Genomic DNA, 26,574 nt, shown 5'->3' with positions numbered 1-26,574 from the left:
ATCTCGGGGTTCGCCGGGAGCGCGACCAGCTCGTCCGGCTCGCTCCCGGCATGCCGCAACTCCCACTCCCGGACCTCGGGGGCGACGTGCCGCATCAGGATCGACGAGATCCGCACCTGGTCGGCGTCACCGCGCTGCGCGCTGTAAGCCAGCAGATCACCGCCGACGCCGTCGATGGTCAACCCGCGCCGCAGCTCGACGGCCAGGGCGTCGAGCTGCTCCTGGAGCTGCTGTTCCGGCACGGCGCCCTTCCCTTCGCGATCTCTCCTACAAGTGTAGGAGAGGCCGCTCACAAGTCCGAGCGTTCTGCCGGTGTCCTGACGCCTCGCCGCTCCCTACGGTTGACGGAACGCACTGGTCAGACAGGTGGCTGGACTGGTGGTGCACCACTGGCTCGGCCAGGGAGGAGCGTCGGACATGACAGCACTCGCCCACCGCCCGTGGGTGCCCGAACACGCCGAGCGCCGGGTCCGCGCGGTTGCCGGAGCCGCGGCCGCCGCAACACCGACCGGTCTGCTGGCCGAGCTGGACCACCTGGTCGAGGAGAACCGGCAGATCCACGACGTCGACTCGATCAACCTCAACCCGGCCACCAACATCATGAACCCGCGGGCCGAGGCCATGCTGTCGGCGAACCTGGGATCCCGCCCGTCGCTGGGTTATCCGGGTGACAAGTACGAGATGGGCCTCGAGGCGATCGAGCAGATCGAGGTCATCGCCGCCGAGCTCGTCGCCGAGGTCTTCGGCGCCCGCTACGCCGAGATCCGCGTGGCCTCCGGTGCGCTCGCCAACCTCTACGCCTTCATGGCCACGTGCGAACCGGGCGACACGATCATCGCTCCGCCCGCCACCATCGGCGGCCACGTCACCCACCACGCCGGCGGCTCGGCCGGGATGTACCGGCTCAACACCGTGCCGGCACCGGTCTCGCCCGACGGCTACACCGTCGACGTCGACGCCCTGCGCACCCTGGCGCACGAGGTGAAACCGAAGCTCATCACGATCGGCTCCAGCCTGAACCTCTACCTGCACCCGGTCGGATCGATCCGCGGCATCGCCGACGAGGTCGGAGCGCGGGTGCTCTTCGACGCCGCCCACCTGTGCGGTCTGATCGCGGGCAAGGCCTGGCAGCAGCCCCTGGTCGAGGGTGCGGACCTGATCAGCTTCAGCACCTACAAGAGCCTCGGAGGTCCGGCCGGCGGTGCGGTCGTCACCAACGACCCGGAGCTCGCCGAGCGCCTCGACAAGATCGCCTTCCCCGGGCTGACCGCGAACTTCGACGCGGGCAAGGCGGCCGCACTGGCCGTCACCATGCTCGACTGGAAGGTCGCGGGTGAGGCGTACGCGGCCGCGATGGTGGACACCGCCGCCCGGCTCGCCGCCGAGTTGGAGAAGGCCGGACTTCCGCTGTTCGCCGGTTCCCGCGGGACGACCCGTTCGCACCAGTTCGCCATCCGCGCGCAGCAGTGGGGCGGTGGCCAGGCCGCCGCGAAGCACCTCCGCGAGGCGAACCTGCTCGCCTGCGGGATCGGACTGCCGGACAGCCCGGTCGAGGGCGACGTCAACGGCCTGCGGATGGGGACCCCCGAGCTCGTCCGGCTCGGCATGGAACCCGACGACATGGCCGACCTGGCCGGGCTGATCGCCCGCGGCCTGGACCGCAACGGCGACCCGACCGCGGTCGCACCGGACGTCGCTGCCTGGCGCAAGCAGTTCACCGGCGTGCACTACACCGCGGACCGACCGAGCTGACTCCCTCTGCCGTCGGGTCACCGGCCCGACGGCAGGGGCGGCGGCCCGACCTGGCCGCGCTCACCGTTCGCGGGGAATCCCCGCCTTCTGATCTGTCCCGTCCTCGACCTTCGAGGGCTCGACGACCCACCTCCACCATCGGAACGGGAACGAGCATGTCCAAAGACGTACAGCTCACCGACGAAGGCCTCGCGCAGGGCCTGCAGACCCGCCACACCCGCATGATCGCGATCGGCGGCGCGATCGGTGTCGGCCTCTTCCTCGGTTCGGGCGCCGGCATCGAGGTCGCGGGCCCCTCCCTCATCCTGGCCTACGCGCTCGTCGGCGCATTCATCTTCGTCGTGATGCGGGCGCTGGGCGAGTTGTTGCTCTACCGCCCGGTTTCGGGCAGCTTCGCCGACTACGCCCGCGAGTTCCTCGGCCCGGCTTGCGGTTTCGTCACCGGCTGGGGTTACTGGATCACGTGGGGCCTGATCGGCATGACGGAGATCACCGCGGCCGGGATCTTCGTGAAGTTCTGGTTCCCGGGCTTTCCCCAGTGGATCACCGCGCTGATCGCACTCGTCGTCCTGGTCCTGCTGAACCTCGCCAAGGTCGGCGTGTTCGGCGAGGCCGAGTTCTGGTTCGCCTCGATCAAGATCGTCGCGATTCTCGGTCTGATCGCGGGCGGGCTCACCGTGATCCTCTTCGGACTCGGGCCCGCCGGCGGATCGGCGACGTTCTCCAACCTTTTCGCCCTCGACGTCCCCGGCACAGCGGGCGGTTTCCTGCCGTTCGGCGTGCTCGGCTTCCTGCTCGCGATCCAGATCGCCGTCTTCTCCTACCAGGGTTCCGAGCTGGTCGGCATGACAGCGGTGGAGACCAAGGACCGCGAACGCGCCATCCCGAAGGCGATCAACTCGGTGCCGCTGCGGATCGTCCTGTTCTACCTCGGTTCGCTGGCCGTGCTGATGTCGGTCGTGCCGTGGCCCCAGTTCAACTCCGAGGACAGCCCGTTCGTCCAGGCGCTGACCCAGATCGGCGTGCCGGCCGCCGCCGGGATCCTGAACTTCGTCGTCCTGACCTCGGCCCTGTCGTCGTGCAGTGCGGGCGCGTTGTACTCCAACGCACGGCTCCTCAAACGACTCGCCGACGACGGCATGGCTCCGAGGCGGTTCGGCGCGCTCAACGCCAACCGCGTCCCGGCCGCCGGGGTGCTGGCGTCCGGCTCCTTCATGCTCTTCGGCGTCGTGCTCAACGCCGTCGTGCCGGAACAGGCATTCGAGTACCTGCTGGCCATCTGCTCGCTCGCGGCGCTGTGGACGTGGGGCGTCATCCTCGCCTGCCACATCGCCTACCGCCGCAAGGTGAAGGCGGGGCAACGTCCCGCATCGCCGTACCAGCTGCCCGCCGCTGGTGTCCTGGCCCCGGCGGGCATCGTCTTCCTGGCGACCGTCGTGGTCCTGATGGCCTTCGACGAAAGCGCCCGCATCGCCTTGTTCGCACTACCCCTGTGGGCCGCACTGCTGGCCGCCGGATACTTCCTGTCCCGCCGCTTCAACCCGCGCCACGCCGAATTCGAGCAGAAGTCCGAACGCGACGAGCAGTACGCCCGCCGACAACTGCAACGCAACGCCGAGGTCACGACCGCCGACCCGGGCTGATCCCACCCCTTCGAGGAGACCTCCGCCGGAGGACGCACCGTCGAAGGGTCGCTCATGGCTGTCTGGTCGGGTAGCGGACTTCGAAGGTCACGACACCGTCGTCGGTTCGCCACGGGCCGTGTGGCATACCCGGTGGCCGGCAGGCGTACATACCAGCGGAGAAAGTCCGGCCGAGGGTGAGGTCCGCGAACGAGCCCTCGGGGATGTAAACCTCTTCCCAGAAGTCATGGCATTGAACGCCCATGGGTGTGGAGTCCGCACCTGGGGAGTAGCGCAGGATCCGCTGGCTCGTCGAAGTGGTGACTACGAGCCGATGCCCACGGTCGTCACCCCGATGAAGGACACCAATGCTGGTCCACAGAGGACTCTTAGATCGAAGCTTGCGATTTTGTCGCCCTGCTCCGGGGAGAGCGGCTTCGCTGCGCCCATGATGATGCCGATCGAGGTGAAGTTCAGCGCCGCCCCGATGCGGAGACAAGAGGGTCTCCGCAGGCTTTGACCTGCGAAGACCCTCTCTACCGTCAGGACGGCGGGATTCGAACACCAGCTCGGTCCACAAGGGACGCTCGCCAGCGAAAACCGAGGAACCCCAGGACAACCCGGTGCAGATCAGTGTCGTTCGACGCAGTACCGCGCACTCGGTCCCGACGCTGAAACCGCCGCGCTACCGTTCCCGGGCGCTCTCGTCCAGCAGGAGTTCCACCAGTTCGTGCGGCGAGACCGTACTGGGCCAGGGGGTGAGCGAGCCGGCGGTCTGCCAGCGCAGGATGAAGGAATTCCGTTCCTCGGGTGTGCTCCCGCCGTGCCCTCCCTGGTCCAGGTGCCCGTGATCCGCAACCACCACCAGGAGCCAGTTCTCGGCGTGTTCATCCGCCCGGGCCTGCACGGCCCGACGGATGCGGCCGATGTGCCGGTCAACCCGGGCCAGTGCCGCCTGGTACTGCTCGCTGCGGGCGCCGTAGACGTGCCCGGCGTCGTCCACATCGCAGAAGTACACGAAGGCCACGTCGGGAACGCTGTGGGACGTGAGCGCCGCGAGGGTGAAATCGGTGATCTCGGCGTCGATGCTGACGTATCCGTGGGTTTCACCGTCGCGGGAGACGACGGTGTGCAGGCCGGCTTTCTGCTGCTCGAGCCGCTGGTGGATGACCGGCCCCAGCCCGTCCGGGGAGACGAGCGGCGGCCAGCCCGCGGCAGCGAAAGTCCTGGTCGACGGGTTCCTGAAGAAGGCTCGCGAGAGCAGGTCCGGATTGCTGTAGAGCCGGTGCCCCACGAAGGAGTTGTCCTTCACCCCGTGCTCGGCGTGAGTCGTCCCCGTGAGGATGGAGGACCATCCCGGGCCGGACATGGTGGGCACTTCCATCACCATGGGCTGAAGTTCGCCCTCGGCAGCCATGGCGCGCAAAGCCGGGGCGGCCGGGGAATCCGCTGCGAGGTCCCAGCGGAGCCCGTCGATGCCCAGCAGGATGATCCGGGGCCGGACAGCGGCAGGAGGCGTGGGGCGAGTCGGCATGTTCACTGTCGTCACCGGTTTCGTGGTCGGGGTGGTCATCGCTCGGAACCCCTTGCCCGTGCCAGGAGCGGGAGCGTGACCTCTTCGAGGGAAGTGATGATCGTGCGGCCGGGGGCGGCGTCGATCGGGACGGTGGAAGGTACGACGACGACGGGGCAGCCGGCTGCTTCCGCTGCGGCGAGGCCAACGGGTGAGTCCTCCACCACCACGCACTCAGCAGGCTGGGCTCCCAGCCGTCGCGCGGCCTCCAGGTAGGGATCAGGGGCAGGCTTCGAGACGGTGGTGTCCTCGAAGGCCACGACGAGCTCGAACAGCTCACGTCCGAGCCGTTCCCGGACCAGCTCCACCACGCGGCGGGGCGAGGCCGTCACGATGGCCGCGGGGATCCCCTGCCCCGCCAGGAGGTGGAGCAGCTGCAGGGCTCCTGGCCTGGGCACGACCTCCAGGGCCACGAGGCCTGCGAAGGTCTCGTCGAGCGTTTCGGCGAGTGCGCTGGCAGACGGCGCCGCGGCCATCGTGGACGCGAGGTACGCGGCCGTGTGCTGGGACGGGCGCCCGACAACATCAGGCCGGTCCTCCGGTCCGAGCGTCCTGCCCAGGTCGTCGGCCACCGTCTCGACGGCGTCCCACCACAGCCGTTCGGTGTCCACGAGGGTGCCGTCCATGTCGAAGAGCACAGCTGCGGGCAGAGCATTTCCGGCGCCTTCCGGTGCCGCATGGGCCTGCACGCCGTCAGGCAGGGCGGTGCTGTCCTGGTGCGGCATCATGCGGTGGCTTCCTCCTCCCTGGCCTGGTCGATCAGGACAGGGCGTTCCGGGAGGCTGAGCCGGACACGTGAACCGACCGGAACGGTGGACGCCACGGCGGTGGGGACATCGGCGAGGGCTTCCCGGCCGCTGTCCAGGCGCACCGTGAGGCGCGTCGTCGCTCCCCGGAAGGACGCAGCCACGACTCGTGACCGGCTTTCCGGAGCAGCGCTGACAGCGAGGGCTTCGGGCCGGACGAGGACGTCGATGTCGCGGGTGCCGTGCGCGGTGGCCGCACTGCCGTTCCGAGCGGGGAGGTGCGCTTGGACAGGGCGGGTGAGATCCAGAACGTCCACGTGGGTGCCGTCGCTGTTGAGACGGCCGGGAAGGCGGCTCGTGGTGCCGACGAACTCGGCGACGAAGGAGGTGGCAGGTGCGTTGTAAAGCTCGTCCGGCGTGGCGCACTGTTCCAGGCTGCCTGCCCGCATGACGGCCACCCGGTCCGATATGGACAGTGCCTCCTCCTGGTCGTGCGTGACGAACAGCGTGGTGATGCCCAGGTCCAGCTGGAGACGGCGGATCTCGTCGCGCAGGGACTTCCGGACCTTCGCATCGAGCGCGGAGAGCGGTTCGTCCAGCAGCAGCACCCGGGGCTCCAGGGCGAGAGCGCGGGCGAGGGCCACCCGTTGCTGCTGGCCGCCGGAGAGTTGCCGCGGGTAGCGGCCGGCCTGAGTGGGAAGTCCGACGAGTTCGAGGAGTTCGTGGGCCCGGGCCCGGCGCTTCGCACCGGGGACGCCTTGCATGCGCATTCCGAAAGCGACGTTGTCGGCGGCGGTGAGGTGCGGGAAGAGGCTGTAGGACTGGAACACCATGCCGACGTCACGCCGGTGTGCGGGGTGACCCGCGATGTCGCTGCCGTCCAACAGGACCTCACCGGAGTCGGGGTGTTCGAAACCGGCGACCACGCGCAGCGCCGTCGTCTTCCCGCAGCCGGAAGGGCCGAGGAGGGCGAGCATCTCGCCGGGGTTGATCGTGAGGCTGAGTCCGTCGAGGGCCGTGGTGGCGCCGAAGGATCGGCGCAGTTCGCGGAACTCCAGGCCCGCGCTGCAAGTGGCAGCTGGGGGCCGGGAGCTGGTGGCGCGCGTCATGAAGTCTCCTTGAGCGCTTTGGAGCGGCCGAGCTTCGCGACCGCGATGAGGATGAGCCAGGTGCCGATCAGGCCGACCATGGAGACGGCGACGGACAGCTGGGCGTGGGCACCGCTGATCGCAACGGTCCAGACGGCGAAGGGCTCGAAGCCGAGCAGTGCGGAGACCGCGTATTCCCCGAGGACCAAGGCGATGGTCAGGAAGGCGGTGTTCAGCAAGGCTTCCCGGAGGTTCGGGAGGATCACGAGGAACAGGGCCCGGGGCCAGGACGCCCGGCAGGACCGCGCGGCCTCGACCAGGACTTTCAAGTCGATCGCGGTCAGCCCGGATTCCAGTGTCACGTAGGCCAGGGGCAGGGCCATGAGCGTGTAGGCGAGCACCAGGATCAACGGGAAATCGGGCTGTTGGAGGGCGGCCAGCACGGGGAACCCCGGGGTGTCGTAGAGCCAGTCGGTTCCCCAGCGCAGGACCGTGGTGATTCCGGCACCGAGAGCCACCGCCGGGACGACGAGCGGGAGCATGCAGACGACTGCGACCACGGCTTTCGCGCGAGGGACGGCAAGGCGTACGGCGAGCAGGGCCGGAAGCAGCAGGCCGAGTACGAGCAGGACCGTGGCGGCGGCCAGGAGCAGTGTCAGGCCGAGACTTCCAGCGAGCCCGTCGGTGGTGAAGATCGCGGTGTAGGCGTCCAGGCCGGGCGTCTGCCGAGGGTCGCCGAGCCCGAAGGTGAAGGCCAGTGCGCAGACGATGGGGACCAGGAAGTAGACCCCGGCTGCGGTGAGGACGACGTTGGCGCGGAGTCGGGATTCCCCGGTCCGCGCCGGGCGCGAGCCGGTCAGGACAGCCATTTCGAACTCCTCCGCTGCAGCAGGAGCTGGATGCCCATGACGACCCCGGCCACGATGATCATGTTCATGCCGAGCGCGAGGGCGACGTTGCCCTGGCCCACGAGGACGTCACCCGTCAACGCCGAGGCGATCTTCACGGTCACCAGGGGGATGGAGCTCCCCACCATGGCGGCAGCCGTCGCATAGGCGCTGAAAGCGCTGCCGAACAGCAGGACGAAGCCGCTGAGCAGCGTCGGGAACAGGACGGGGAAGGCCACGTGCCGCCAGTACTGGAAGCCGGTGGCGCGGTTGTTCTGCGCGGCCTCCCGCCACTGGGGTTTGAGGCCGTCCAGCGCCGGCGTCAAGGTGAGCACCATGAGCGGGATGAGGAAGTACAGGTAGACGATCGCCAGTCCCCAGAAGGAGTACAGGCTCCAGCCCTTGTCCGCGAGACCGAAGAATCCGGTGAGCACGCCGGCATTGCCCAGGGTGGCGACGAAGGCGAAAGCGAGGGGTACGCCGCCGAAGTTCGCGATCACACCGGAAGCCGAGAGCACCGCCTCGCGCAACCCGCGGAAGCGCGAGGTGACGATGGCACAGGCGATCGGCAGGCTGACGACTGTTGCGATGAAGGCGGAAAGCGCGGAGAGCTTGACGCTTCCCAGCAGGCTCTCCAGGTACGGACCGTCGAAGGAGGCGGCGAAGTTGGCCCCGGTGAACTCGGTGGCGCCGGTGTCGGTCGTGATGGTGACCGAGCCGACGGCCATGGCCGTCACGGGCAGGCCGAGCACGATCACGGCGAAGGCCAGCAGGGGGGCGACGCCGAGCCAGCCAGTGGCAGGCCTGCGGCCTCGGCGCCGGGGCGTCTGGGTCTCCTGGCGCCGGGACGCGCTGGGTGCATCGGCGATGGCGGTGGGTGTGGCAGTCGTCATCAGGAAACGGCCTTCGCCCAGCCATTGGACACTGCGGTCTTGGCCGCCTGGCCCTGCGCCTCCGTGGGGAACGAAACCTTGTCCTCGTTGACCTGGGGCAGGCGGTCGAGCGAGCTCTTGTCCACCGTGCCGTCGGCGACCATGGCGGGCAGCAGCACGGGGCGGGCGTATCCCTTCAACCAGAGGTTCTGTCCCTCGGGGCTGTAGAGGAATTCCTGCCACAGGCGAGCGGCGGCCGGGTGCGGCGCCCACTTGACGATCGCCTGGGAGTAGTACTGGGCGAAAACTCCGTCTTCGGGGATGGCGACCTTCCACTCGATCCCCTTGGCCTTCAGCTCATCGGAGTAAGCCGCGTTGCGGTAGTCCCAGACGACGGTGATGGGCGTTTCGCCCTTTTCCATCGTCGCGGGTGTCGCCTCGACGGGGTTGAAGTTGCCGGCCTGCTTCAGCTTCGCGAAGAAGTCGATGCCGGGCTGGATGTTGTCGAAGGAGCCGCCGTTCGCGAGAGCCGCGGCGAACACGGAACCGAAGGCGGAAGCGGACTCCGCCGGGTTGCCCGTGAGCGCGACCTTGCCCTTGTACTGCGGGTCCAGGAGCTCCGAGAACTTGGTCGGGCACTTCGCGACGCGACCTGCATCGCAGCCGATGGAGACGTAGCCGCCCATGTCGTTGTACCAGAGACCCGCGGCGTCCTTCTGGGAGTCCGGGATCTTGCCGAAGGACGTCACCTTGTACGGGGCGAGCAGGCCTTGTTTCGCGGCAGCGACGTCGAAATCGTGCCCGACGTCGATGACGTCCGGCGAGCGTTCCTGCCCCTTGCGGGAGGACACCGCGGTGATCTCGTCCTGGCTGGAGGCATCCGGGTTCTCGACCTCGACCTCGACGCCGTACTTCCTCTCGAAGGTGGAGATGACCTCGCCGTAGTTGGCCCAGTCCTTCGGAAGCGCGATGGCGTTCAGCTTTCCTTCCTTCTTCGCAGCGGCGATCAGGGCATCCATGCCGCCGCCTCCTTCGACCGAGCTCGCGGTCCGCCAGTTCGAGTCGGAGGCGCCGTTCCCGGACGAACACGCAGCCAGTCCGGACAGCAGCAGGGCCGCGGCCCCGAGGGCGCTGACACGGCGGAGGGTCGCCTTCATCCAAATCCCCTAAAGTTGGCTATACAACTTGCAGCCACCACTGTCATCGGGCCGGGTGTCCTGCCGGTGAACGGATGGGTGCGCGAGGAGGAACTGTCGGCGGGCAATCGGTGGAAAAACGTTCGTCCGCGCGACAAAGGGGCACGACGGTCTATCTTGTGTGGATGGTCAGCGAAACAGCCGGAGGGAACGGCAAGCGGAGCGGGGCAGGAGCCGTTCGGTATCAGAAGTTGGCAGCCGAGATGCGGCGCGCGATCGAAGCGGGAAAGTTCGGCAACGACGGACGCCTGCCCAGCGAGGAAAGTCTCGCGGAGCAGTACGGGGTCTCCCGCGGCACCGTTCGCAATGCCCTGGCGCAGCTTCGAGCGAACGGGCTGGTCACCTCCCGCAGGGGAACCCGGCGGGTGATCCTGGGGACCGCGCGTACCCAGAGCTTCCACGAACTGCTGAGTTTCACCAGCTGGGCACGCTCCCTGGGCGAGGAGCCCGGCGCCCGGACCATCCACGCTCGCGTTCGCGCAGCGACCGCGGTTGAGGGAGAGCGCCTGCAGCTCGATCCGGGGGACGACATCACCGATGTGCTCCGTCTCAGGTTCCTCGGGCGCGTTCCGGTCATGCTTGAACGCACCATCTACCCGCTACAGGTCGGCGAGGCCGTCGAAGCCCTGGCGCCGGATTCCCTCTCGCACACCGGCGCCCTCGATGCGTCCGGCGTCGTCTTCGCGGACAGCGAGCACACCATCGACATCGTCGCTGCCGATGCGACCGACGTCCGGCTGCTGGGCTGCGCCGAGGGCACCGGCCTCCTCCGCGAAGTCCGCCGGGCCACCGACCCCACCGGCGCACCCCTGTTGTGGTCGGACGACCGTTTCCTCCCCGGAACCGTCTCCTTCACCGTCCACAACTCGGCCGCGGTCAGCTCCCTCGCCCGACGCAGGGCACCGCGCTGACCGCGCGCACTCCGCACCGGCCTGCTGGTAGTAGCGGTTGGCCGCAGGCCGGTGCATGAAGACCGCAGCGCACAACGGCGGGATTGCGGCCAGTAGCGCTAGCGCGTGCTCCGTGGCCGACGCGAGGATCGCGGCCAGGACAGCGAAAACGCTCAGGACTGTCAGCCAGGTTCGAGCCTTCCTCCTGCCGCAGCGAGCTTTGGCGACAAGCCAGAGGTGCAAGCCGAGGAACCCCAGGAAGAGGGCAGTCCCCACGACTTCACCGGTTTCGATGTATTCCACCCCATATCGGAGCCTCCCGGCCAGCACGGCCGCGAAGAAGCCGACGGCGACGACATCAGCCCCCATCCAGAGCCAAAAAGCAATCACGACGTCACGGGGCGGCGCGAGCACCGCCCGCGAAGGGGAATCCGTCGGCATCGCGCAAGCGGACCCGACGCAACCATCGGCGCAATTTGCTCGTCGGGCCGCTTTCTCGTGCATCAAGAATTCCTCCGAGTATCAGCAGCGAGATCGAATTGCGTTGCGGGCGAGGCAGCACTGGCTTTCACAACACCGAGGTGCCGGATTCCCGGGAGGGCCCGGTCCACGGGCCGACCAGGATGGCGCCAGGACAGGTTGGCGCCACGCCGGATCCCAGCTCCCCCCTCTCGGCGCATGGTGCCGGGATCCGGCGAGCGATTCCGCCCCCCGGCACCTAGTTTCACCGATGAATGTCCGCATCCCGTGCGGACCGTGTCATCATCTTGTAACGAGGTGCAGGAACAGATCATCGAGTTCGGCTCCCGAACCACCGCCTTCGCCGGGTGCGGAGAGCATGCGACAATCGTGGCGTGCACCGTTCGAGCCCGAGATCTGCCTCGTCGTGGCGCCGACTCGCGACGGTGCTGGCGGGAATCTCGCTGGTCGCCGGATGCGGTGGCGCGGCGACGAGCGAGGTGAGCGATGCCGGGGATCCTCCGACCGGCATCGCGGTTGGCCCGACGCTGTACTACCTGGAAGGCAACGCCCTGCGCCCGGTGATCGTGCCGACGGGCGGCACCACTTTTGAGGACGTGCCATACGGCAAGCTCGGTGATGTGCGGGGCGCGGTGCAGTACCTGATGCTCGGTGCAGGACTCAGCGGTTACGAGGAGACCGAGGGGCTTCGTACCGAGGTTCCCAAGCTCGGCGCGGCGCTGGTGGACGTGAACGTCGTCGTGACCGATCGTGTGATCACCGTGGTTCTGCCGTCCTACGACCTGTCACCGCTGGCCGTCGACCAGGTCGTGTGCACGGCCCTCGCGGTCGATTCAGCGCGCGGCGGAACGATGCGGGGAACGACCGTCGACATCCTGCTGCACAAGGGAATCACAGGTGATCGGATCGCCGACCGCACCTGTCCAGCGATGAGCTGAGCCAGCCACGGCACGCGGCTCCGCATTGAGAACTAGATCAGTCCGCTCGCATCGTCGTGGCGCGGAAGTCGGAGCACGAACCTGGCGCCGCCTTCCGGCCGGTTGCCGGCTTGGATGTCGCCGCCGTGCAACCGGGCGTTGGCCTGGGCGATCGCGAGTCCGAGGCCGCTGCTCTCCGAGCGCGTCCGCACCGAGTCCGCCTTGTAGAACCGGTCGAACACGTGCGGCAGCACTTCGGGACGCAGCCCGGGCCCGTGGTCGGTGACCTCCAGCTCGATCCAGTTCTCGGTGGCCCGGAGCACCGCGGAAACCGGCGGTCCGCCGTGGCGCAGGGCGTTGCCCACCAGATTCGCGATGATGACGTCCAGCCGGCGCCGGTCCAACCTGGCGAACAATCCGTCCGGCAGCTCCAGTTGCACGGCGTCGGTCCATCGCCGGGAGTCGAGCGTCGTCCGCACCGCTTCACCGACATCGACGTTCTCCTCCACCAGCTGGGCTGATCCCGCGTCGAACCGCGAAACCTCGATCAGGTCTTCGACCAGTCGGGTCAGCCGGCGGGTTTCCCCCACGAGGAGTCGGGCCGATCTGGCCGCGTTGTCCGGCATGCGGGAAGCCTCTCCCTCGAGGATGTCGGTCACCGCGATCATCGCGCTCAGCGGAGTGCGCAGTTCGTGGGAGACGTCGGCGACGAATCGGCGGGAGTCGGCTTCCATGCGCCGGAGTTCGGCAACGATGCGTTCCAGCTCCGCAGCGGTGTTGTTGAAGGTGCTCGCGAGTTCTGCCAGCTCGTCGTTGCCGCGGACCTGGAGCCGTGCGGTGAGGTCTCCGTCGGACAGCCGGAGCGTTGCTCGGCGGAGCTCGCGCACCGGTCGCAGCACTCCCCTGGCGGACAGCAGCGCGACAAGCACGGCCAGCGGCACCGCGAGCACACCCGTCAGCCACGCCGTGCGGGCCTGCTCGTTGATCTGCTGCTGGATGGCCGACAGGTCGTGGACGACGTACACCTCCAAACCTGAAGGCACGCTCCTGCCGCTCAGCTGCCTGGTCAGCACGGGCATCCCGATCACCAGCGCGGGCCCGCCGGAGGTGCTGACCTGCTGCGCCTCGACCCGCGAATGGGCACGCACAGCCGCCTGCAGTTCAGCGGAGATCACCGGGTCGAGCGGCGTTTCCGGAGAACGCAGGTCGTGGTAGACGACGGTGGCGCCGGTGGGAAGCTGAGCAGCGAGCGCGTCCAGCGATGACTGGTCCGGTGGGTACGTCAGGTCCGGAGCGAGCGCGGTCACGCGCTGGCGCACCTCGGAGACCGCCGAGTTCTGGTCCGCAGCCAGCAGGGACGAACGTGCCGTCGCATAGCCGGTTGCGGTGGCCGCGGCCACGGCCACCATCGACACCAGCAGGAAACCGAATATCAGCCGAACCCGCAGCCCGCTCAGGAATCGGGGAGACCTCACCGGACCTCTTCCATCGATCAAACCGGTCCGAAGCGGTAGCCGAAGCCCCACACGGTCTGCACGTAGGCGGGGCTCGCCGGGCTGTCCTCGATCTTGGAGCGCAACCGCTGCACGCAGGCGTCGACGAGCCGGGAGTCCCCGAGGTACTCGTGTTCCCAGACCGCCTGCAGCAGCTGCTGCCGGCTGAACACCTGGCCGGGCGTCGCGGACAGGGTGAGCAGCAGCCTCAGCTCCGTCGGCGCCAGCGCCACCTTGCTGCCGGCCTTGGTCACCACCAGGGAGGCCCGGTCGATCACCAGGTCCCCGTGGGTCTGGGCCGAGAGCTGCGGTGATGCACCACGGCGCAGCACAGCTCTGATCCGGGCGTCGAGAACTCGGGGCTGGACGGGCTTGACCACGTAGTCGTCGGCGCCCGCCTCGAGACCGCTGACGACGTCCAGATCGTCACTCCGCGCGGTCAGCATGATGATCGGGACCTCGCCGGAGCTGCGGATTCGGCGGCACACCTCGAAGCCGTCCATCCCCGGCAGCATCAGATCGAGCACCACGATGTCCGGCGGCTGCGATCGGAGTGCGGCGAGCCCCTCCTCCCCCGTCGATGCGGTCCGCACCACGTGCGCCTGTTGGCCCAGGCCCAGCTGCAGCCCCTCCCGCACTGCGGGGTCGTCCTCGATCAACAACACATGCGACACCCGCACAGTATCGGTTTCGCTCTTTGGTTCGAACATGCCGACCACCCCTCATCGCGCGGCCAGGGCGTCCCGCCCCGCAAGTCTGCGCACAACCCGTGACGAATCGGTGACGCGGTCATTTGACCTGGGGTGGGAGCGCATCGACTACCAGGTCGGCGTAGAGGTCGGTGCCGTTCGGGTTTCGCGGGTGCGTGCCATCGTCCCAGAAGGCACCCGGGTGGTTCCGCGCCGCGGTGCGCCAGTCGACCACGGTGACGTTCGGCCACCTGGCGTCGGCGTCCGCCAATTTCGCGTTGACCCGGTCCTGCCAGTCCTTGGGGACGCTGATGTTGATCAACACCACGGCGCGCTGCGGTCCGGCTTCCCAGATCGCGCGTTCCAGGGTGCTCGTGTTGAAGTCTCCGTTGGTGCCCAGGCCGACGACGACCACCGAGCCCAGCCGGCCGCTGTCGCGTTCGGATGCGATCAGCTCCGGAAGGTCCCACATCTGGCGGCCGATCTTCAGGTCCAGGTTCGCGCCCGGCAGCCTTTCCCGCAGTGCGGTGCCGGCTGCCGCCATGACGGAGTCCCCGAAAGCGGTCACCCCGGTACCCGGCGCACGACGTTCCTCGATGGCGGGTACCTGAGTTCCCTGGATGGCGGGCAAGTCCGTCGATGGAGCGGCCGGGGGTGGGGGTGACGGGTTCTTCGGGGTGGCCTCGGCAGCATCCTCGCCTGCAGCGATCTGGGACTGGAGGTCGTTCTTCGGCGGCGCGAGCACCACGCCCGTGACCGCTAGGAGGAGCACCACCACCACGGCACCGGTGAGGACGGCTGGGCCTGTCCTGGTCTCGCCCGTGCGCGACGGAGCGGTCAGTCGACGGATCGTCGCGCGGATGCCGTTGCGGCGGAACGGTTCCTCAACCCACCGGTAGGAAACCCCTGCGACCGCAAGGGAAACAGCGGCGACCAAACCCACGAACAGGGCGTCGGAAACAGCGACACCGCTCGCCGAGAACAGCACGACCACGGGCATGTGCCAGAGGTAGATCCCGTAGGAGCGCAAACCGATCCACCGAAGAGGTTGCCAGCTGAGCAGGCGACCGAACCAACCGGCCGCCGGGATCGCCGCTACCACCACCGCACCGGCGACGACGGCGACCAGTCCGAATCCGCCGGAATACAGGAACTCGCTCGACCCGCCCAGCAGCACAGCCATGAAGGCCAGCACCACTGCTCCGGCCGAGCCGAGCAAGCTGAGGACGCTGGCGCCGGGCCGCTTCAGTCCCACCAACCACTGCGATGGCATCGCGATCGCCAATGACGCCCCCAGCAGGAGACCGAATGCGTGCGTGTCGGTGCCGTAGTAAACGCGCGACGCGTCAGCCCCCGGATCGTGCAGCACGATCATCGCGATGGCCGAAGCGCAGGCCATGGCGAACGCGATGCAGGCCCGTGCGCTCCGACGGCGCACCAGTCGCAGCACCACGAGCAGAACCAGCGGCCAGACCAGGTAGAACTGCTCCTCCACTGCGAGCGACCACAGGTGCAGGAGCAGCGACTGGTCCCCGAACTGGGAGAAGTACGACGCCCCGCTGGCAACGCCCCACCAGTTGCTGGTGAACGTCACCGCCGCCAGCAGCTCGCCGCCGATACCGGACAGCAGAGCGGGTTTCACGATCGTTGCTGCCGCTGTGGCGACCGCTAGGACCACCAGCACCGCCGGAACGAGCCGACGGACCCGGCGTACCCAGAAGGTCGCCAGATCCAGCGACCCCTCCTGCTGCCACCTGGCGCACAGCTGATCCGTGATCAGGTACCCGCTGATGACGAAGAACACGTCCACGCCGAGGAATCCGCCCGGCAACCACTCCTCGTTCCCGTGGTAGACGACCACCATCAGGACAGCGAGCGCCCGCAGGCCGTCGAGTCCGCGTGCGTATCGCCGTTTCGCGTCGCCGGTTCGGTTTTCCGCCGGTATCCGCTGCATCCGCACTGTCCGTTCGGCAGCGAGCTCGCGACCAGGCGGCGGCATGCGAAATCGAACTGTGTCAGCCATCCCCAGCGGTACCGGTCTCATCGGGGTCGTGTCGGCGACACCCCTAGGCGTTGCCGCCTCAGGCGCAGCTTCCCCGATACCGTGCTGCGGCGTCATGCGACGCCTCGTGTTCATCTCATTACCCCTTGCTACAGCGGTGGTCGCAGCTGAACCGGTGGCACGAGCGCACCAAGCCCGCACGTCGGATTGGTGGCCATGCACTAGAAGGCCATTCGAAAGCCACTGGAACCTGCACCGGCGGATGTCCCGCGTGGTTTCCCGGTTGTCAGAGGAACCGCTCGGACATCAGTCCCGCGAGCTCCCGACATGTGGGCAGATGCGAACCCCGCATGGATGTCCCGCACGTCTGTCCTTCATGGTGTGCGAGGGATGTGCCCGTCGTTCGATGGCGATGTCATGGTCGTGTCACAGACCGCTGCCGGAGCTGTGATCTCTGACAACCATCGGCATCGAAGCAAGCGATGCCACGCGTCGTGGAACTCATCCGGACCCGGGACCTGTTACAGATCCAAGACATTTCCCGCGCATGCACATGACATCAACTCGCCAACCTTGATGCCATGCCAGCCGCATCGTCGCAACCCCGGACCACACGGCGTCGGGCTCGCCGCATCACCATCGCGCTCGTCGTGTGCGCCGGGGCGATCGGTGCCACCGCCTACGGCCTGCTGTCCTCCCACCTTCCGTACAAGTCCGTGGACGTCTTCGAAGCGCTGGGAGACGACCGCCCGAGCGCGGCGCCCGACAGCACGGGCCGAACACCGCTGAACATCCTGCTGATCGGTTCGGACACCCGATCCGGCGACAACGACGCCTACGACGCCCCCAGCGACGAGCAGATCGCCGGGGCGAGATCGGACACGACGATGCTGGTCCACCTCTCCGCCGACCGCCGAAGCGCCACCGTCGTCTCAATCCCCCGCGACACCCTGGCACCCCGGCCGTCGTGTCCGTTGCGCGATGGGCGGTGGACGCCGGCGGCCAGGCAGGCTCCGATCAACACGGCGCTCGGGGTCGGCGGCGTGACCTGCGTGGTGACGACCGTCGAGAAACTCACCGACCTGCGGATCGACCACGTCGTCCAGGTGGACTTCGCCGGCTTCGCCAAGCTCGTCGACGCGATCGGCGGCATCGAGGTCACGCTGTCCGAGCCGATCGACGATCCGTACAGCGGACTCCACCTCCCCGCCGGCATCCACCTGCTCAACGGCGAGCAAGCACTGGCCTTCAACCGCACCAGGCACGGCGTCGGCGACGGCAGCGACCTCGCCAGGATCGGCCTGCAACACCAGTTCCTCACCGCGCTCTGGCACAAGCTGGATGCCGAGCAACTGCTATCCGATCCCATTCAACTGCAGCGAATCCTGCGTACCGCAGGCTCCGCTTTCACGGTCGACACCGGACTGTCCTCATTGGACGTGATTCTGGACCTCGGGACACGTTGGCACGACCTGTCCGAGCAGGAGGTCACCTTTCTGACCATGCCGCACTCCACCAGCTCCGCCGACCCCAACCGCTTGGTCCCCGCTCAACCCGAGGCGGACCAACTGTGGCACCTGCTCCGCACCGACCACCCCACCACGGCACTGGACGGACCTGGCTAGGGCCGACGTCTTAGGACATCCGTCCTCAATGGCCGCATTCGGACGAGGGCGGACCAGAGCGGGACTTCATTGTGGCCGGCATCACCGCACGCCGGGCCAACCGCTCCGCTGCTCCAGCGTCCGAACAGGAAACGGAAGAACGAATGTCAGGGGGACATCGCGTGGTCAACACTGTTGGGCGGCGCACGATGCTGGGGGTTCTCGCAGTCGCTGCCGCCACCGCTTTCCATCCGAGAATCGGATCGGCGCACGCCGATCCCGCTCCCGCCGGGCCCGACTGGCGGTCCCTTTCAACGCTCCTCGGAGATCGGCTGGTGCTACCTCCAGATGCGCGCTACGAGGCAGACCGGATGCCGTTCAACCTCGTCCACGACGACCGCAGGCCGGCCGCCCTCGCGCACGTGCGCACGCCGGACGACGTGCGAGCATCCCTTGAGTTCGCGCAGAACACCCGCATACCGGTCGCAGCCCGCAGCGGCGGGCACAGCTACGCGGCGTACTCGACGCCGCAGGACGGCCTGGTCATCGCTCTCGATGGCCTGAACGGGGTCGAGGTCCATGCGGACGGCACCGCATCGATCGGCCCGGGAGCGCGGCTCGGAGATGTCTATGCCGCACTGGCGCGGGCGGGGCGGTGCCTGCCCGCAGGTTCGTGCCCGTCGGTGGGCATCGGTGGGCTCACCCTCGGCGGTGGTATCGGACCGCTGACCCGCCAGTACGGATTGACCTGCGACCGGTTGGTGTCGGCGCAGGTCGTGACCGGAGACGGACGCGTGGTCACGGCCTCCGCCGACTCCGAACCCGAACTGTTCTGGGCGTTGCGCGGCGGAGGAGGTGGCAACTTCGGCATCGTGACCTCGCTGCAGCTGACCACCGCACCCGCCCCGGAGCTGACGGTGTTCTCGCTGCGATTCCCCGCCGGATCAGCCGCCGCTGTCTTCGGTGCGTGGCAGGACTGGTTTCCCAGCTCGCCCCGCGAGTTGTGGGCCAACTGCATCATCTCGGCGGGGACGCCGCCGACGGCGCGATCGGCCGGATGCTTCGTCGGTCGGCCAGAACAGCTCGACCCGCTCCTCGACGACCTGGAACGCCGCGCCGGAGTGCGATCCGACGCGCGCGCGGTCCTGCCCAAGGACTTCCTGGGCGCGATGCAGTTCTTCGCGGGCAGCAGTTCCAAGCAGGCTTTCGCGGCTTCCTCGCTCATCCTGCGACACCGCGCCGACCCCGCGAGCGTGGAACGCGCCCTCACCTCCCCGGCAGGTCTCGACGTGATCTTCGACGGACTCGGCGGGGCGGTGTCCGAAATCGCTTCGGCCGAGACCGCGTTCCCGCACCGGGACGCGCTGGCCACCGTCCAGCTCTACGCAGGCGCGAAACCCGGACAGGGCGAACCGGCAACCTCGCGAGTGCGGCAGGTCCGCGACCAGCTCAGCCAGGCGCTGGGCACCGGCGCGTACGTGAACTACATCGACGCGGGGCGACCGACCGACGACTACTACGGAACCCATCTGCCCCGGCTCCGCTCCATCGCGGCGACCTACGACCCCGACCACGTGCTCGCCTTCCCGAAGTCGGTGGCCGCCTAGCACCGTCGGGCTTTCCGGTGGCAACAGGACATCAGCCGTCACAGGGGAAACGGCCGGCACAGCCGTCGTCACCGGAGGACGTGTCCTGCGGCCGCTCCCTGGGCGTCGCGTGGGGCGAGGGCACAATCGACTCCGCTCAAACGGTGCCGGCGGAACAATGACACCCCGTGACCAGTGCCGCATGGTGGTCCGCAACACGCACGTGGCCGAATGCACACGCGACGTTTGCGACATGTTCCTGGACCGACCAAGCGCGGCAGTGCTGCCGCCGAACGGAGCTCCCTCAGATGAGCCAGCAAGCCCCCGAGGAATACCACCGAGCGCTGAGCAGCAGGCACATCAACATGATCGCCCTGGGCGGCGCGATCGGGGTCGGACTGTTCCTGGGTTCGGGCAAGGCCCTGCACCAGGTCGGTCCCGGCCTCATCGCGATCTACGCGATCGCCGGACTGATGATCTTCTTCGTGATGCGCGCGCTCGGCGAACTGCTGATGTACCGGCCGGTCAGCGGTTCCTTCGCCGAGTACGCCGGGGAGTTCGTCGGGCCGTGGGCCCGGTTCGCCACCGGATGGGGGTACTGGCTGGTGTGGATCGTGACCGGCATGGCCGAGATCACCGCCGTCGGCAAGTACTTCCAGTTCTGGTTCCCCCACGTTCCACAGTGGATCCCCGCACTCGGGGCGCTGCTCGTCCTCACCGGGGTCAACCTGATCGCGGTGAAGCTCTTCGGCGAGTTCGAGTTCTGGTTCGCGCTCATCAAGGTGCTGGCCATCCTGGGCCTGATCGTGCTGGCCGCGGCGATCCTGGTGTTCGGCTTCAGCGACATCGGCGGCACCGCCGCGGTGAGCAACATCTGGTCGCACGGCGGGCTCTTCCCGAACGGCCCGACTGCCGCGCTGCTGTCGTTCCAGATCGTCATGTTCGCCTTCGTGGGCGTGGAAATGGTCGGTCAGACCGCGAGCGAGAGCACGAACCCCGAGAAGGTGCTGCCGCGGGCGATCAACTCGGTCATGTGGCGGATCTTGATCTTCTACGTCGGTGCTCTCACGGCGCTGACCGTGCTGGTGCCGTGGAACCAGTTCCCGGCCAGCGGCAGTCCGTTCGTCCACGCCTTCAGCTTGATCGGCATCCCCGCGGCGGCCGGCGTGGTGAACTTCGTGGTGACCACCGCGGCCCTGTCGTCCTGCAACAGCGGCATCTACTCGACCGGACGGATGCTGCGCACCCTGGCGCAGGACGGGCAGGCGCCGAGAAGCACCGGTCGCCTCAACACCCGTGCCGTGCCGTCCCGAGCCATCGCGGTCACGTTCGTCGCGATGCTGCTGGGTGTTCTGATCAACTACGTGGCCCCCGAGGAGGCCTTCACCTACATCACCAGCGCGAGCACCGTCGGCGCCATCTTCACCTGGGGGATGATCATCGTCGCCCACCTCGGATTCCGCCGGAAGGTGGCGGCGGGCGAGATCCGGGCGGGGAAGTTCCGGATGCCCTTCGCCCCGTACTCCAACTACCTCGTGCTCGCCTTCCTCGCGCTTGTCGTGGTGCTGCTGGCGTTCGACCCGGACACCCGGATCGCGCTGTACCTCCTCCCGATCCTGGCCGCGGCGGTCGCGGTCGGCTACCTCGCGGTGCGCAACCGCCGACCAGCCGCCCCGAAGACCGCTCCCGCCGAGCATCCCCTGCCCTGACAACGGTGCGACAGCTCCGACCGAGCCGGCGGTCCTGGTCACGCGGGGGTTGGACGAGGCGGTCGAGCCCTCGCGCGTGACGCCAGAGGTCACGGCCTTCGCGGAAGCGGTTCACCGGCGTGCGCTATACGGTGGACCAGACCTGACGAGGCCGCCCTGCCGGTTGTCGCCGGCCACCTCATCCCGCATCGCGGCACAGTGCGCGCGAAGCCCTGGAGGGGATGGCCGACGCGATGTACATCGCCATCACGTCCTTCGACTGCTTCACCACCGCGTTGATGACGTGAACGATCAAACCGAGGAAGGAGAAAGCAGGTGCCGAAACTTGTCATCGGGGTGCCGAAGGAGATCAAGGACAACGAGAACCGGGTGTCAGTTCAGCCCGACGGCGTCGCCGAACTCGTCCACCAAGGGCACGAGGTGCTGGTGGAGACGAACGCCGGCGCAGGTTCCCGGTTCACCGACGCGGAGTTCACCGCGGCCGGAGCCGCGATCCTGCCCGACGCCGACGAGGTGTTCGCCGGCGCCGACCTGATCGTGAAGGTCAAGGAGCCGATCCCCGCCGAGTACCACCGCTTCCGCGAGGGCCAGCAGCTGTTCACCTACCTGCACTTGGCCGCGGACAAGCCGCTCACCGAGTTCCTGGTGGAACGCAAGATCGACTCCATCGCCTACGAGACGGTGCAAACCGCGGACGGGAAGCTGCCGCTGCTCACTCCGATGAGCGAGGTCGCTGGTCGAATGGCTGTGCAGGCCGCAGCGCACCACCTGGAGAGCCCGTCCGGTGGCGCTGGCCTGCTGCTCGGCGGCGTGCCCGGGACCCCGGCGGCGAAGGTGCTGATCATCGGCGGCGGGGTGTCCGGCACCGAGGCGGCCAAGATCGCCGCCGGGATGCGGGCCATGGTGCGGGTGCTGGACACCAATCCCTCCCGGCTGGCCTACCTGGCCGACATCTTCGGGGGCAGGCTCGACCTGGTGGTGCCCAACCGGACCCGGCTTGCCGAGTACATCGCCGAGTCCGACGTGGTCATCGGCGCGGTGCTGGTACCGGGGGCCAAGGCACCCAAGCTGGTCACCCGGGAGATGATCGCCAGGATGCGTCCCGGCAGCGTCGTGGTGGACATCGCCATCGATCAAGGTGGCTGCTTCGAGACCAGCCGCGCGACCACCCACTCCGACCCGACCTACGTGGTCGACGGAGTGATCCACTACTGCGTGGCCAACATCCCCGGCGCGGTGGCCCGCACCTCGACCCTGGCCCTGACGTCGGCGACCCTGCCCTACCTGATCAAGGTCGCCGGCCAGGGCATCCGCGCTGCGGCCCGTCAGGACGAGGCGCTGGCCAGGGGCCTGAGCACGCTGGGCGGCGCCTTGGTGAACGAGCCGGTGGCGCAGGCGCACGACCTCACCTTCACCGACCCCGCCACCGCGCTCGCGGGCGACCCCCGGCAAGGCGCCTGAACGGAGCGTGACGGTCTCCCCGCGCGGTTTCGCTGCTTGATCCGGGGTGTGATCGGGTAACGGCTCGGGCGTGGTGATCCACTGCGGCCGGTTGTCGTTGCCGAAATCCCGCTGCCGCCTCCTACGGGCAACCTCGCTCAGTTCTCAATGCTCGCCGCTCCGCGGGGCTCCACCGGTCTCGTCGCGTGGATTCCGGGATGGTCGGCAGGCAGGCAGGCAGGACCGGAGAACCCACCAGCTGCCGGCGATGCACAGGGCGACCAGGGGCCAGGTCAGGATCAGCTGTGCCAGGCTCAGCGCGGCAACCGCATCGGCCCACCACAGCGGCAGGAAAACCGCGAGCCTCAGGGCGTACTGCCCAACCCAGACCCAGCTCGCGCGGCTGTAGGCGCGGAGCAGGTCGGGGTCGCGACGCCAGCGTGCGCCCTGCCGGAGCGCGGTGCCGACGATCACGCCCAGCAACGGCCATCGAACCGCGATGCTCAAGATCCAGCCCAGCATGCTGAGGAGGTTCGAGCCGAAGCGGACGAGGAAGAAGTCGGCGGCGTTGCCCGTGCGGGCCGCGACCACGGCGCCGAGCGTTACGGCGAGCAGGCTGAAGAGCACTGCCAACGGCCGGGAACCGGTTCTCAGCCGCCACACGGCGATGGCGGCGCTGACGGTCAGGGCAACCACCGCACCGACGGCGATCGAGTGTCCGGAGGTGAGCCATCCCAACCCGAAGCCCAACGGCGGAAGACTCGCGTCCAGGGCGCTGCTCCGCCCGCCGAGGAGCGGCAGCAGCGCGTTTCCGGCCGCGTCGGGGACCGTCCGCTGCCGACCGGTCGCCCGACCCGGCTCGGTGTCGGTGGGGTGCTCCCTGTCCATGCGCTTCTGCGTCCCACCTTCCGGAACAGACTCGACCGCTCGCCAGGTGGTCGCGTACCGGGTCGCCGCTCAGAGCACCAGGTCTTCGAGGGGCGCGAACGTCTCCACCGCGTTCGAGCTGACGTGGCGGGCGATGCCCTTGTTCCGCGCGTGGGCTTGTTTGAACGAGTCGGAGCTGACCCAGGCGCGGAACTGCTCCTCGGTGTCGAACTCGTTGATCGACACGTAGGGGTGGTCGGGGTGGTCCGGCTTGAGCAGGGTGCTGCGCCGAAGCCCTTCGACACCGGGCAGGTAGTTGCGCATGTTGTCGATGAAGTGCTCTTCGAACTCCGCGGCCTTCTCCGGCGGGACGTAGAGGCGGTTGGTGGCGTAGAACATGATCTTTTCCTCCCGAGCTTTCCCGACACCGTGTCGGGAACTATTCCGACACTATGTCGGCAACCGCCATCGCGCCCTCAACTGTGATGCGCAACACATTTTCGGCCTCGTTATCCTGTGTACGTGCCGAGAATCAACGCTCCGACGGTCGCCGAGCATCGGGCGAAGCAGCTGCGAAACCTGATGCACGCCGCACGCGATCTGGTCGCCGAGGAAGGCCCCGAGGCGTTGACCCTCGGCGCGCTCGCCAAACGGGTCGGGGTGTCCCGCTCCAGCGTCTACGAGTACTTCCGGTCCCGCGACGATCTGGCTGCGGCCATCATCGAGGACGCGTTGCCGCGGTGGGTGGCGGAGATCGACGAGCAGCTGGCCGGCCAGCGCACCACGCACGACAAGGTCGCCGCCTACGTCAAGCACCAGCTGCGGATGCTGACCGACGGGCAGCACACCGCCGCCGTCGCCCTGTCGACCCACTCGCTCGGCGAGGAGGTCCGGGAGCGGATTCGCCAGGAGCACGATCGACTGCTGGAACCCCTGGTGCGCGCACTGGACGACGCCGGGGTGCCGGAACCCGGCCTGCGCAGCCGGCTCATCCAAGGCATCGTCAACGCCGCTGCGGCCCAACTCGAACCGGGCGACGACGAGCACAACACCTCGGTCGCCGAAATCGCCTCCGCTCAAGCCATCCACGGCTTGGCCCTCCACCGGGGCCCCATCGCCGGATGATCCCCGCGAGGGACTGCCAGCGGGCGGCTTGATCTTGACCAGCACGATCTCGCCCAGGCGCCGCTGGAGCTCTTCCCACTACCCCTCGTTCAATGCCGTTTCCAGCACATGCTCGTGCAATGCCCGACACCCGAGGCCATCAGCCCAGATCGGGCTCCGAACGGAGTTCGATCGAACCGCCGGGCTGGTGGAGCTCCAGGACGATCAGCTCGTTCTCCCCGGCCATCCACAGTGGACTTGGGGCGTAAAGCGCACGCTGCGGGCCGATCGACCAGTAGCGTCCGAGCAGGAAACCGTTCAGCCACACCACGCCCTTCTCCCAGCCGGGCAGGGCGAGGAAACCATCGGCGGGCTCGTCGATCCGCAGCACCGCCCGGTGGAAGGCGGGACCGCTCGCGGTGCCGGGGCGGAACCGCAGGCCGGACAGGTCGTCCAGCGGTAGCGGGCGGATCTCCCAGCCGAACAGGGCCTGCGAGCCGTGCAGGACGCGGTCGGTGATGCCCTTGGGGTCGTTGAGCCGATGCCCGTAGTTGATCCGGCCCCCGGTGTCGACGAGCAGGTCCAGCTGCACCGACTCGCGCGGCACCGGCACCTCCACCGAACCCTTCGGATCGTTGCGGTCGAGCGTGCCGAGCAGCTCGCCGTCGGCGAAGACCAGCGCCCGGTCGGCCAACCCCCGCACCCGCAGCGCCGCCGTCTCGCGCGGCCCCTGCACGCGGGTCCGGTAGTGGATCAACCCGTACGGCTGGCCCAGCGCTTCCATGTGCACCGGCGCGGACCGGCGGACCGGCTTGCTGAGCGAGTCGAGGGAATCCAGCAGCCCGACCGCCGCGTTCGGTTGCACGCGCTGCGCCGGTAGCCGCGGCGGCAGCTCGGGCAACGGCTCGTCCGGAACCTGCTCGTGGCGGGCGATGACCTCGCGGATCCGGTGGAACTTCGTCGTCAGCTCGCCCGCTTCACCGATCGGCGCGTCGTAGTCGTAACTGGTGACCGTGGGCTGGTACGTGCCGTTCTCCTCGTCGAAGTTCGCGCCCGCCCACCAACCGAAGTTCGTGCTGCCGACTGCCATGTAGAGCGACACGGATGCCTTGGTGGCCAAGATCTTCTCGACGTCAGCGGCCGTCTTGACCGGGTCGGTGGTGTGGTGCGGCTCGCCCCAGTGGTCGAACCAGCCGTCCCAGAACTCCGTGCACCACAGCGGCCCCTCCGGCTGGTACCGGCGCAGCGCCGCGAACGGCTCGGTCGGGTCGCCGTCGAAGTTCACGGTGGCGAGCACGTCCGGCAGGTTCCCGCCGCGCAGCATCCACTCCGACGGGCCGTTCGAGCAGAACAGCAGGCTGTCGATCCCGTTGCCGCGCATGGTTTTCCGCAGGTGGTCCAGGTGAACCTGGTCGTTGCCGTAGCTGCCGTACTCGTTCTCCACCTGGAACGCGATCACCGGGCCACCGCGGGTCGCCTGCAGCGGGGCGAGCCGCGGCAGCAGGACCCCGAACCACTCGTCGACCAGGTCGCGGTAGGCGGGCTCGTCGCACCGCAGCGGCAGGTCCGGATCGGCCAGCAGCCAGGCGGGCAGGCCACCGAAGTCCCACTCCGCGCAGATGTACGGGCCCGGCCGGACGGTGACCTTGAGCCCCACCTCGGCGGCGGTCTCGACGAACCGGACGAGGTCGCGCCAGCCGGAGAAGTCGACCGCGCCGCGCCGGGGTTCGTGGAAGTTCCACGCGACGTAGGTGTCCACGGTGTTCAGGCCGAGCGCGCGCATCCGGGCGAGTCGGTCCCGCCAGTGGTCGGGGTGGGTGCGGAAGTAGTGCATCTCGCCGGCGATGATCCGGAACGGTTCGCCGTCGAGCAGGAACTCGTCGCCCCGCACCGTCAACCCGGACGACTGCTGAGCCTGCGCGACGACCCTGTTGGCGCCGAGGACCATGCCGCTGCCCAACGCGAGGCCGCCGAGCGCGATCGAGCCGAGGAATCCCCGTCGGTTAACGCTTCCCATCGCCGCCCCTTTTTTCGATACTGCGCGAAACCTCCTTGAT

Annotated in this window: 21 protein-coding genes and 1 pseudogene; 9 read left to right on the top strand and 13 right to left on the bottom strand. The window is 68.4% G+C overall.

The window, feature by feature from the left end; translation table 11 throughout:
- Positions 1-242: pseudogene (locus tag OU415_RS12205) on the bottom strand (hypothetical protein); the annotation flags it as partial.
- A 175-nt stretch (positions 243-417) separates the two neighbouring features.
- Here OU415_RS12205 and OU415_RS12200 point away from each other — a divergent pair.
- Entirely contained in the window at positions 418-1,752 is a 1,335-nt protein-coding gene (locus OU415_RS12200; RefSeq protein WP_270948783.1) for a serine hydroxymethyltransferase, read from the top strand.
- A 155-nt stretch (positions 1,753-1,907) separates the two neighbouring features.
- Positions 1,908-3,395, top strand: coding sequence for an amino acid permease (locus tag OU415_RS12195; protein ID WP_270948782.1), 1,488 nt, complete (start codon positions 1,908-1,910; stop codon positions 3,393-3,395).
- Between the two features lie 664 nt (positions 3,396-4,059).
- On the opposite strand, the gene OU415_RS12190 is transcribed toward OU415_RS12195, so the two are convergent.
- The 6 genes from OU415_RS12190 to OU415_RS12165 are packed head-to-tail and all read right to left on the bottom strand — an operon-like array spanning position 4,060 to position 9,697.
- Complete coding sequence (locus OU415_RS12190) at positions 4,060-4,908, bottom strand: alkaline phosphatase family protein (RefSeq protein ID WP_270948781.1); 849 nt, start codon at positions 4,906-4,908, stop codon at positions 4,060-4,062.
- Between the two features lie 35 nt (positions 4,909-4,943).
- Positions 4,944-5,675 carry an HAD family hydrolase gene (locus OU415_RS12185; RefSeq protein WP_270948780.1) on the bottom strand — a complete coding sequence of 244 codons (732 nt, stop codon included), beginning with the start codon at positions 5,673-5,675 and terminating at the stop codon, positions 4,944-4,946.
- Complete coding sequence (locus OU415_RS12180) at positions 5,672-6,802, bottom strand: ABC transporter ATP-binding protein (protein ID WP_270948779.1); 1,131 nt, start codon at positions 6,800-6,802, stop codon at positions 5,672-5,674. The genes OU415_RS12185 and OU415_RS12180 overlap by 4 nt, the downstream gene beginning before the upstream one ends.
- Positions 6,799-7,650, bottom strand: coding sequence for an ABC transporter permease subunit (locus tag OU415_RS12175; RefSeq protein ID WP_270948778.1), 852 nt, complete (start codon positions 7,648-7,650; stop codon positions 6,799-6,801). The genes OU415_RS12180 and OU415_RS12175 overlap by 4 nt, the downstream gene beginning before the upstream one ends.
- The gene (locus OU415_RS12170) at positions 7,638-8,561 is read right to left on the bottom strand and encodes an ABC transporter permease (RefSeq protein WP_270948777.1); all 924 of its coding nucleotides are present in this window, start codon (positions 8,559-8,561) and stop codon (positions 7,638-7,640) included. The genes OU415_RS12175 and OU415_RS12170 overlap by 13 nt, the downstream gene beginning before the upstream one ends.
- Positions 8,561-9,697, bottom strand: coding sequence for an ABC transporter substrate-binding protein (locus OU415_RS12165; protein ID WP_270948776.1), 1,137 nt, complete (start codon positions 9,695-9,697; stop codon positions 8,561-8,563). Before OU415_RS12165 ends, OU415_RS12170 begins: the two co-directional genes overlap by 1 nt.
- Positions 9,698-9,771: 74 nt before the next feature.
- On the opposite strand from OU415_RS12165, the gene OU415_RS12160 reads away from it, so the two are divergent.
- Positions 9,772-10,647, top strand: a complete 876-nt coding sequence (locus OU415_RS12160) for a GntR family transcriptional regulator (RefSeq protein ID WP_270948775.1) — start codon at positions 9,772-9,774, stop codon at positions 10,645-10,647.
- An 833-nt stretch (positions 10,648-11,480) separates the two neighbouring features.
- Positions 11,481-12,044, top strand: a complete 564-nt coding sequence (locus OU415_RS12155) for a hypothetical protein (protein ID WP_270948774.1) — start codon at positions 11,481-11,483, stop codon at positions 12,042-12,044.
- 32 nt (positions 12,045-12,076) lie between these two features.
- On the opposite strand, the gene OU415_RS12150 is transcribed toward OU415_RS12155, so the two are convergent.
- The 3 genes from OU415_RS12150 to OU415_RS12140 form a co-directional block, all read right to left on the bottom strand.
- The gene (locus OU415_RS12150) at positions 12,077-13,498 is read right to left on the bottom strand and encodes an ATP-binding protein (RefSeq protein ID WP_333777591.1); all 1,422 of its coding nucleotides are present in this window, start codon (positions 13,496-13,498) and stop codon (positions 12,077-12,079) included.
- Between the two features lie 17 nt (positions 13,499-13,515).
- Positions 13,516-14,226, bottom strand: a complete 711-nt coding sequence (locus OU415_RS12145) for a response regulator (protein WP_408641840.1) — start codon at positions 14,224-14,226, stop codon at positions 13,516-13,518.
- 79 nt (positions 14,227-14,305) lie between these two features.
- Positions 14,306-16,159: an acyltransferase family protein gene (locus OU415_RS12140; RefSeq protein ID WP_270948772.1), complete on the bottom strand. Its 1,854-nt coding sequence runs from the start codon at positions 16,157-16,159 to the stop codon at positions 14,306-14,308.
- 629 nt (positions 16,160-16,788) lie between these two features.
- On the opposite strand from OU415_RS12140, the gene OU415_RS12135 reads away from it, so the two are divergent.
- From OU415_RS12135 to ald, 4 genes are all read left to right on the top strand, one after another.
- On the top strand, positions 16,789-17,832 hold the full coding sequence (locus OU415_RS12135; RefSeq protein WP_270948771.1) for an LCP family protein: 1,044 nt from the start codon (positions 16,789-16,791) through the stop codon (positions 17,830-17,832).
- Between the two features lie 314 nt (positions 17,833-18,146).
- A complete protein-coding gene (locus OU415_RS12130) occupies positions 18,147-19,418 on the top strand; it encodes an FAD-binding oxidoreductase (protein ID WP_270948770.1) in 1,272 nt (423 codons plus the stop codon).
- 287 nt (positions 19,419-19,705) lie between these two features.
- Entirely contained in the window at positions 19,706-21,106 is a 1,401-nt protein-coding gene (locus OU415_RS12125; RefSeq protein ID WP_270948769.1) for an amino acid permease, read from the top strand.
- Between the two features lie 315 nt (positions 21,107-21,421).
- The gene (gene ald / locus OU415_RS12120; RefSeq protein ID WP_270948768.1) at positions 21,422-22,567 is read left to right on the top strand and encodes an alanine dehydrogenase; all 1,146 of its coding nucleotides are present in this window, start codon (positions 21,422-21,424) and stop codon (positions 22,565-22,567) included.
- Positions 22,568-22,711: 144 nt separating this feature from the next.
- Here the strand turns inward: ald and OU415_RS12115 are convergent, their stop codons facing one another.
- Both OU415_RS12115 and OU415_RS12110 read right to left on the bottom strand, forming a co-directional pair.
- Positions 22,712-23,434 (bottom strand): DUF3159 domain-containing protein, encoded by a 723-nt coding sequence (locus OU415_RS12115; protein WP_270948767.1) that lies wholly within the window; start codon positions 23,432-23,434, stop codon positions 22,712-22,714.
- 69 nt (positions 23,435-23,503) lie between these two features.
- On the bottom strand, positions 23,504-23,812 hold the full coding sequence (locus OU415_RS12110) for an antibiotic biosynthesis monooxygenase family protein (RefSeq protein WP_270948766.1): 309 nt from the start codon (positions 23,810-23,812) through the stop codon (positions 23,504-23,506).
- 123 nt (positions 23,813-23,935) lie between these two features.
- Between OU415_RS12110 and OU415_RS12105 the strand changes: the two genes are divergently transcribed.
- Positions 23,936-24,538, top strand: a complete 603-nt coding sequence (locus tag OU415_RS12105; RefSeq protein WP_270948765.1) for a TetR/AcrR family transcriptional regulator — start codon at positions 23,936-23,938, stop codon at positions 24,536-24,538.
- Between the two features lie 139 nt (positions 24,539-24,677).
- On the opposite strand, the gene OU415_RS12100 is transcribed toward OU415_RS12105, so the two are convergent.
- Positions 24,678-26,534 (bottom strand): glycoside hydrolase family 35 protein, encoded by a 1,857-nt coding sequence (locus OU415_RS12100; protein WP_270948764.1) that lies wholly within the window; start codon positions 26,532-26,534, stop codon positions 24,678-24,680.
- Positions 26,535-26,574: the final 40 nt, after the last annotated feature.

This window comes from Saccharopolyspora oryzae (genome assembly GCF_027853915.1).
Lineage (GTDB): Bacteria > Actinomycetota > Actinomycetes > Mycobacteriales > Pseudonocardiaceae > Saccharopolyspora > Saccharopolyspora oryzae.
Note: the sequence above shows the minus strand (reverse complement) of the source record. Positions and strands in the feature narration are given on the sequence as shown.

Excerpts from the sequence above, each read along its gene's own strand:
- OU415_RS12100 (WP_270948764.1), bottom strand. The coding sequence starts at position 26,534 with ATGGGAAGCGTTAACCGACGGGGATTCCTCGGCTCGATCGCGCTCGGC.
- OU415_RS12110 (WP_270948766.1), bottom strand. The coding sequence starts at position 23,812 with ATGTTCTACGCCACCAACCGCCTCTACGTCCCGCCGGAGAAGGCCGCG.
- OU415_RS12125 (WP_270948769.1), top strand. The coding sequence starts at position 19,706 with ATGAGCCAGCAAGCCCCCGAGGAATACCACCGAGCGCTGAGCAGCAGG.
- OU415_RS12165 (WP_270948776.1), bottom strand. The coding sequence starts at position 9,697 with ATGAAGGCGACCCTCCGCCGTGTCAGCGCCCTCGGGGCCGCGGCCCTG.
- OU415_RS12175 (WP_270948778.1), bottom strand. The coding sequence starts at position 7,650 with ATGGCTGTCCTGACCGGCTCGCGCCCGGCGCGGACCGGGGAATCCCGA.
- OU415_RS12200 (WP_270948783.1), top strand. The coding sequence starts at position 418 with ATGACAGCACTCGCCCACCGCCCGTGGGTGCCCGAACACGCCGAGCGC.
- OU415_RS12160 (WP_270948775.1), top strand. The coding sequence starts at position 9,772 with ATGGGTGCGCGAGGAGGAACTGTCGGCGGGCAATCGGTGGAAAAACGT.
- OU415_RS12180 (WP_270948779.1), bottom strand. The coding sequence starts at position 6,802 with ATGACGCGCGCCACCAGCTCCCGGCCCCCAGCTGCCACTTGCAGCGCG.
- OU415_RS12115 (WP_270948767.1), bottom strand. The coding sequence starts at position 23,434 with ATGGACAGGGAGCACCCCACCGACACCGAGCCGGGTCGGGCGACCGGT.
- OU415_RS12190 (WP_270948781.1), bottom strand. The coding sequence starts at position 4,908 with ATGCCGACTCGCCCCACGCCTCCTGCCGCTGTCCGGCCCCGGATCATC.
- OU415_RS12170 (WP_270948777.1), bottom strand. The coding sequence starts at position 8,561 with ATGACGACTGCCACACCCACCGCCATCGCCGATGCACCCAGCGCGTCC.
- OU415_RS12140 (WP_270948772.1), bottom strand. The coding sequence starts at position 16,159 with ATGCAGCGGATACCGGCGGAAAACCGAACCGGCGACGCGAAACGGCGA.
- OU415_RS12135 (WP_270948771.1), top strand. The coding sequence starts at position 16,789 with ATGCCAGCCGCATCGTCGCAACCCCGGACCACACGGCGTCGGGCTCGC.
- OU415_RS12185 (WP_270948780.1), bottom strand. The coding sequence starts at position 5,675 with ATGATGCCGCACCAGGACAGCACCGCCCTGCCTGACGGCGTGCAGGCC.
- OU415_RS12145 (WP_408641840.1), bottom strand. The coding sequence starts at position 14,226 with ATGTTCGAACCAAAGAGCGAAACCGATACTGTGCGGGTGTCGCATGTG.
- OU415_RS12195 (WP_270948782.1), top strand. The coding sequence starts at position 1,908 with ATGTCCAAAGACGTACAGCTCACCGACGAAGGCCTCGCGCAGGGCCTG.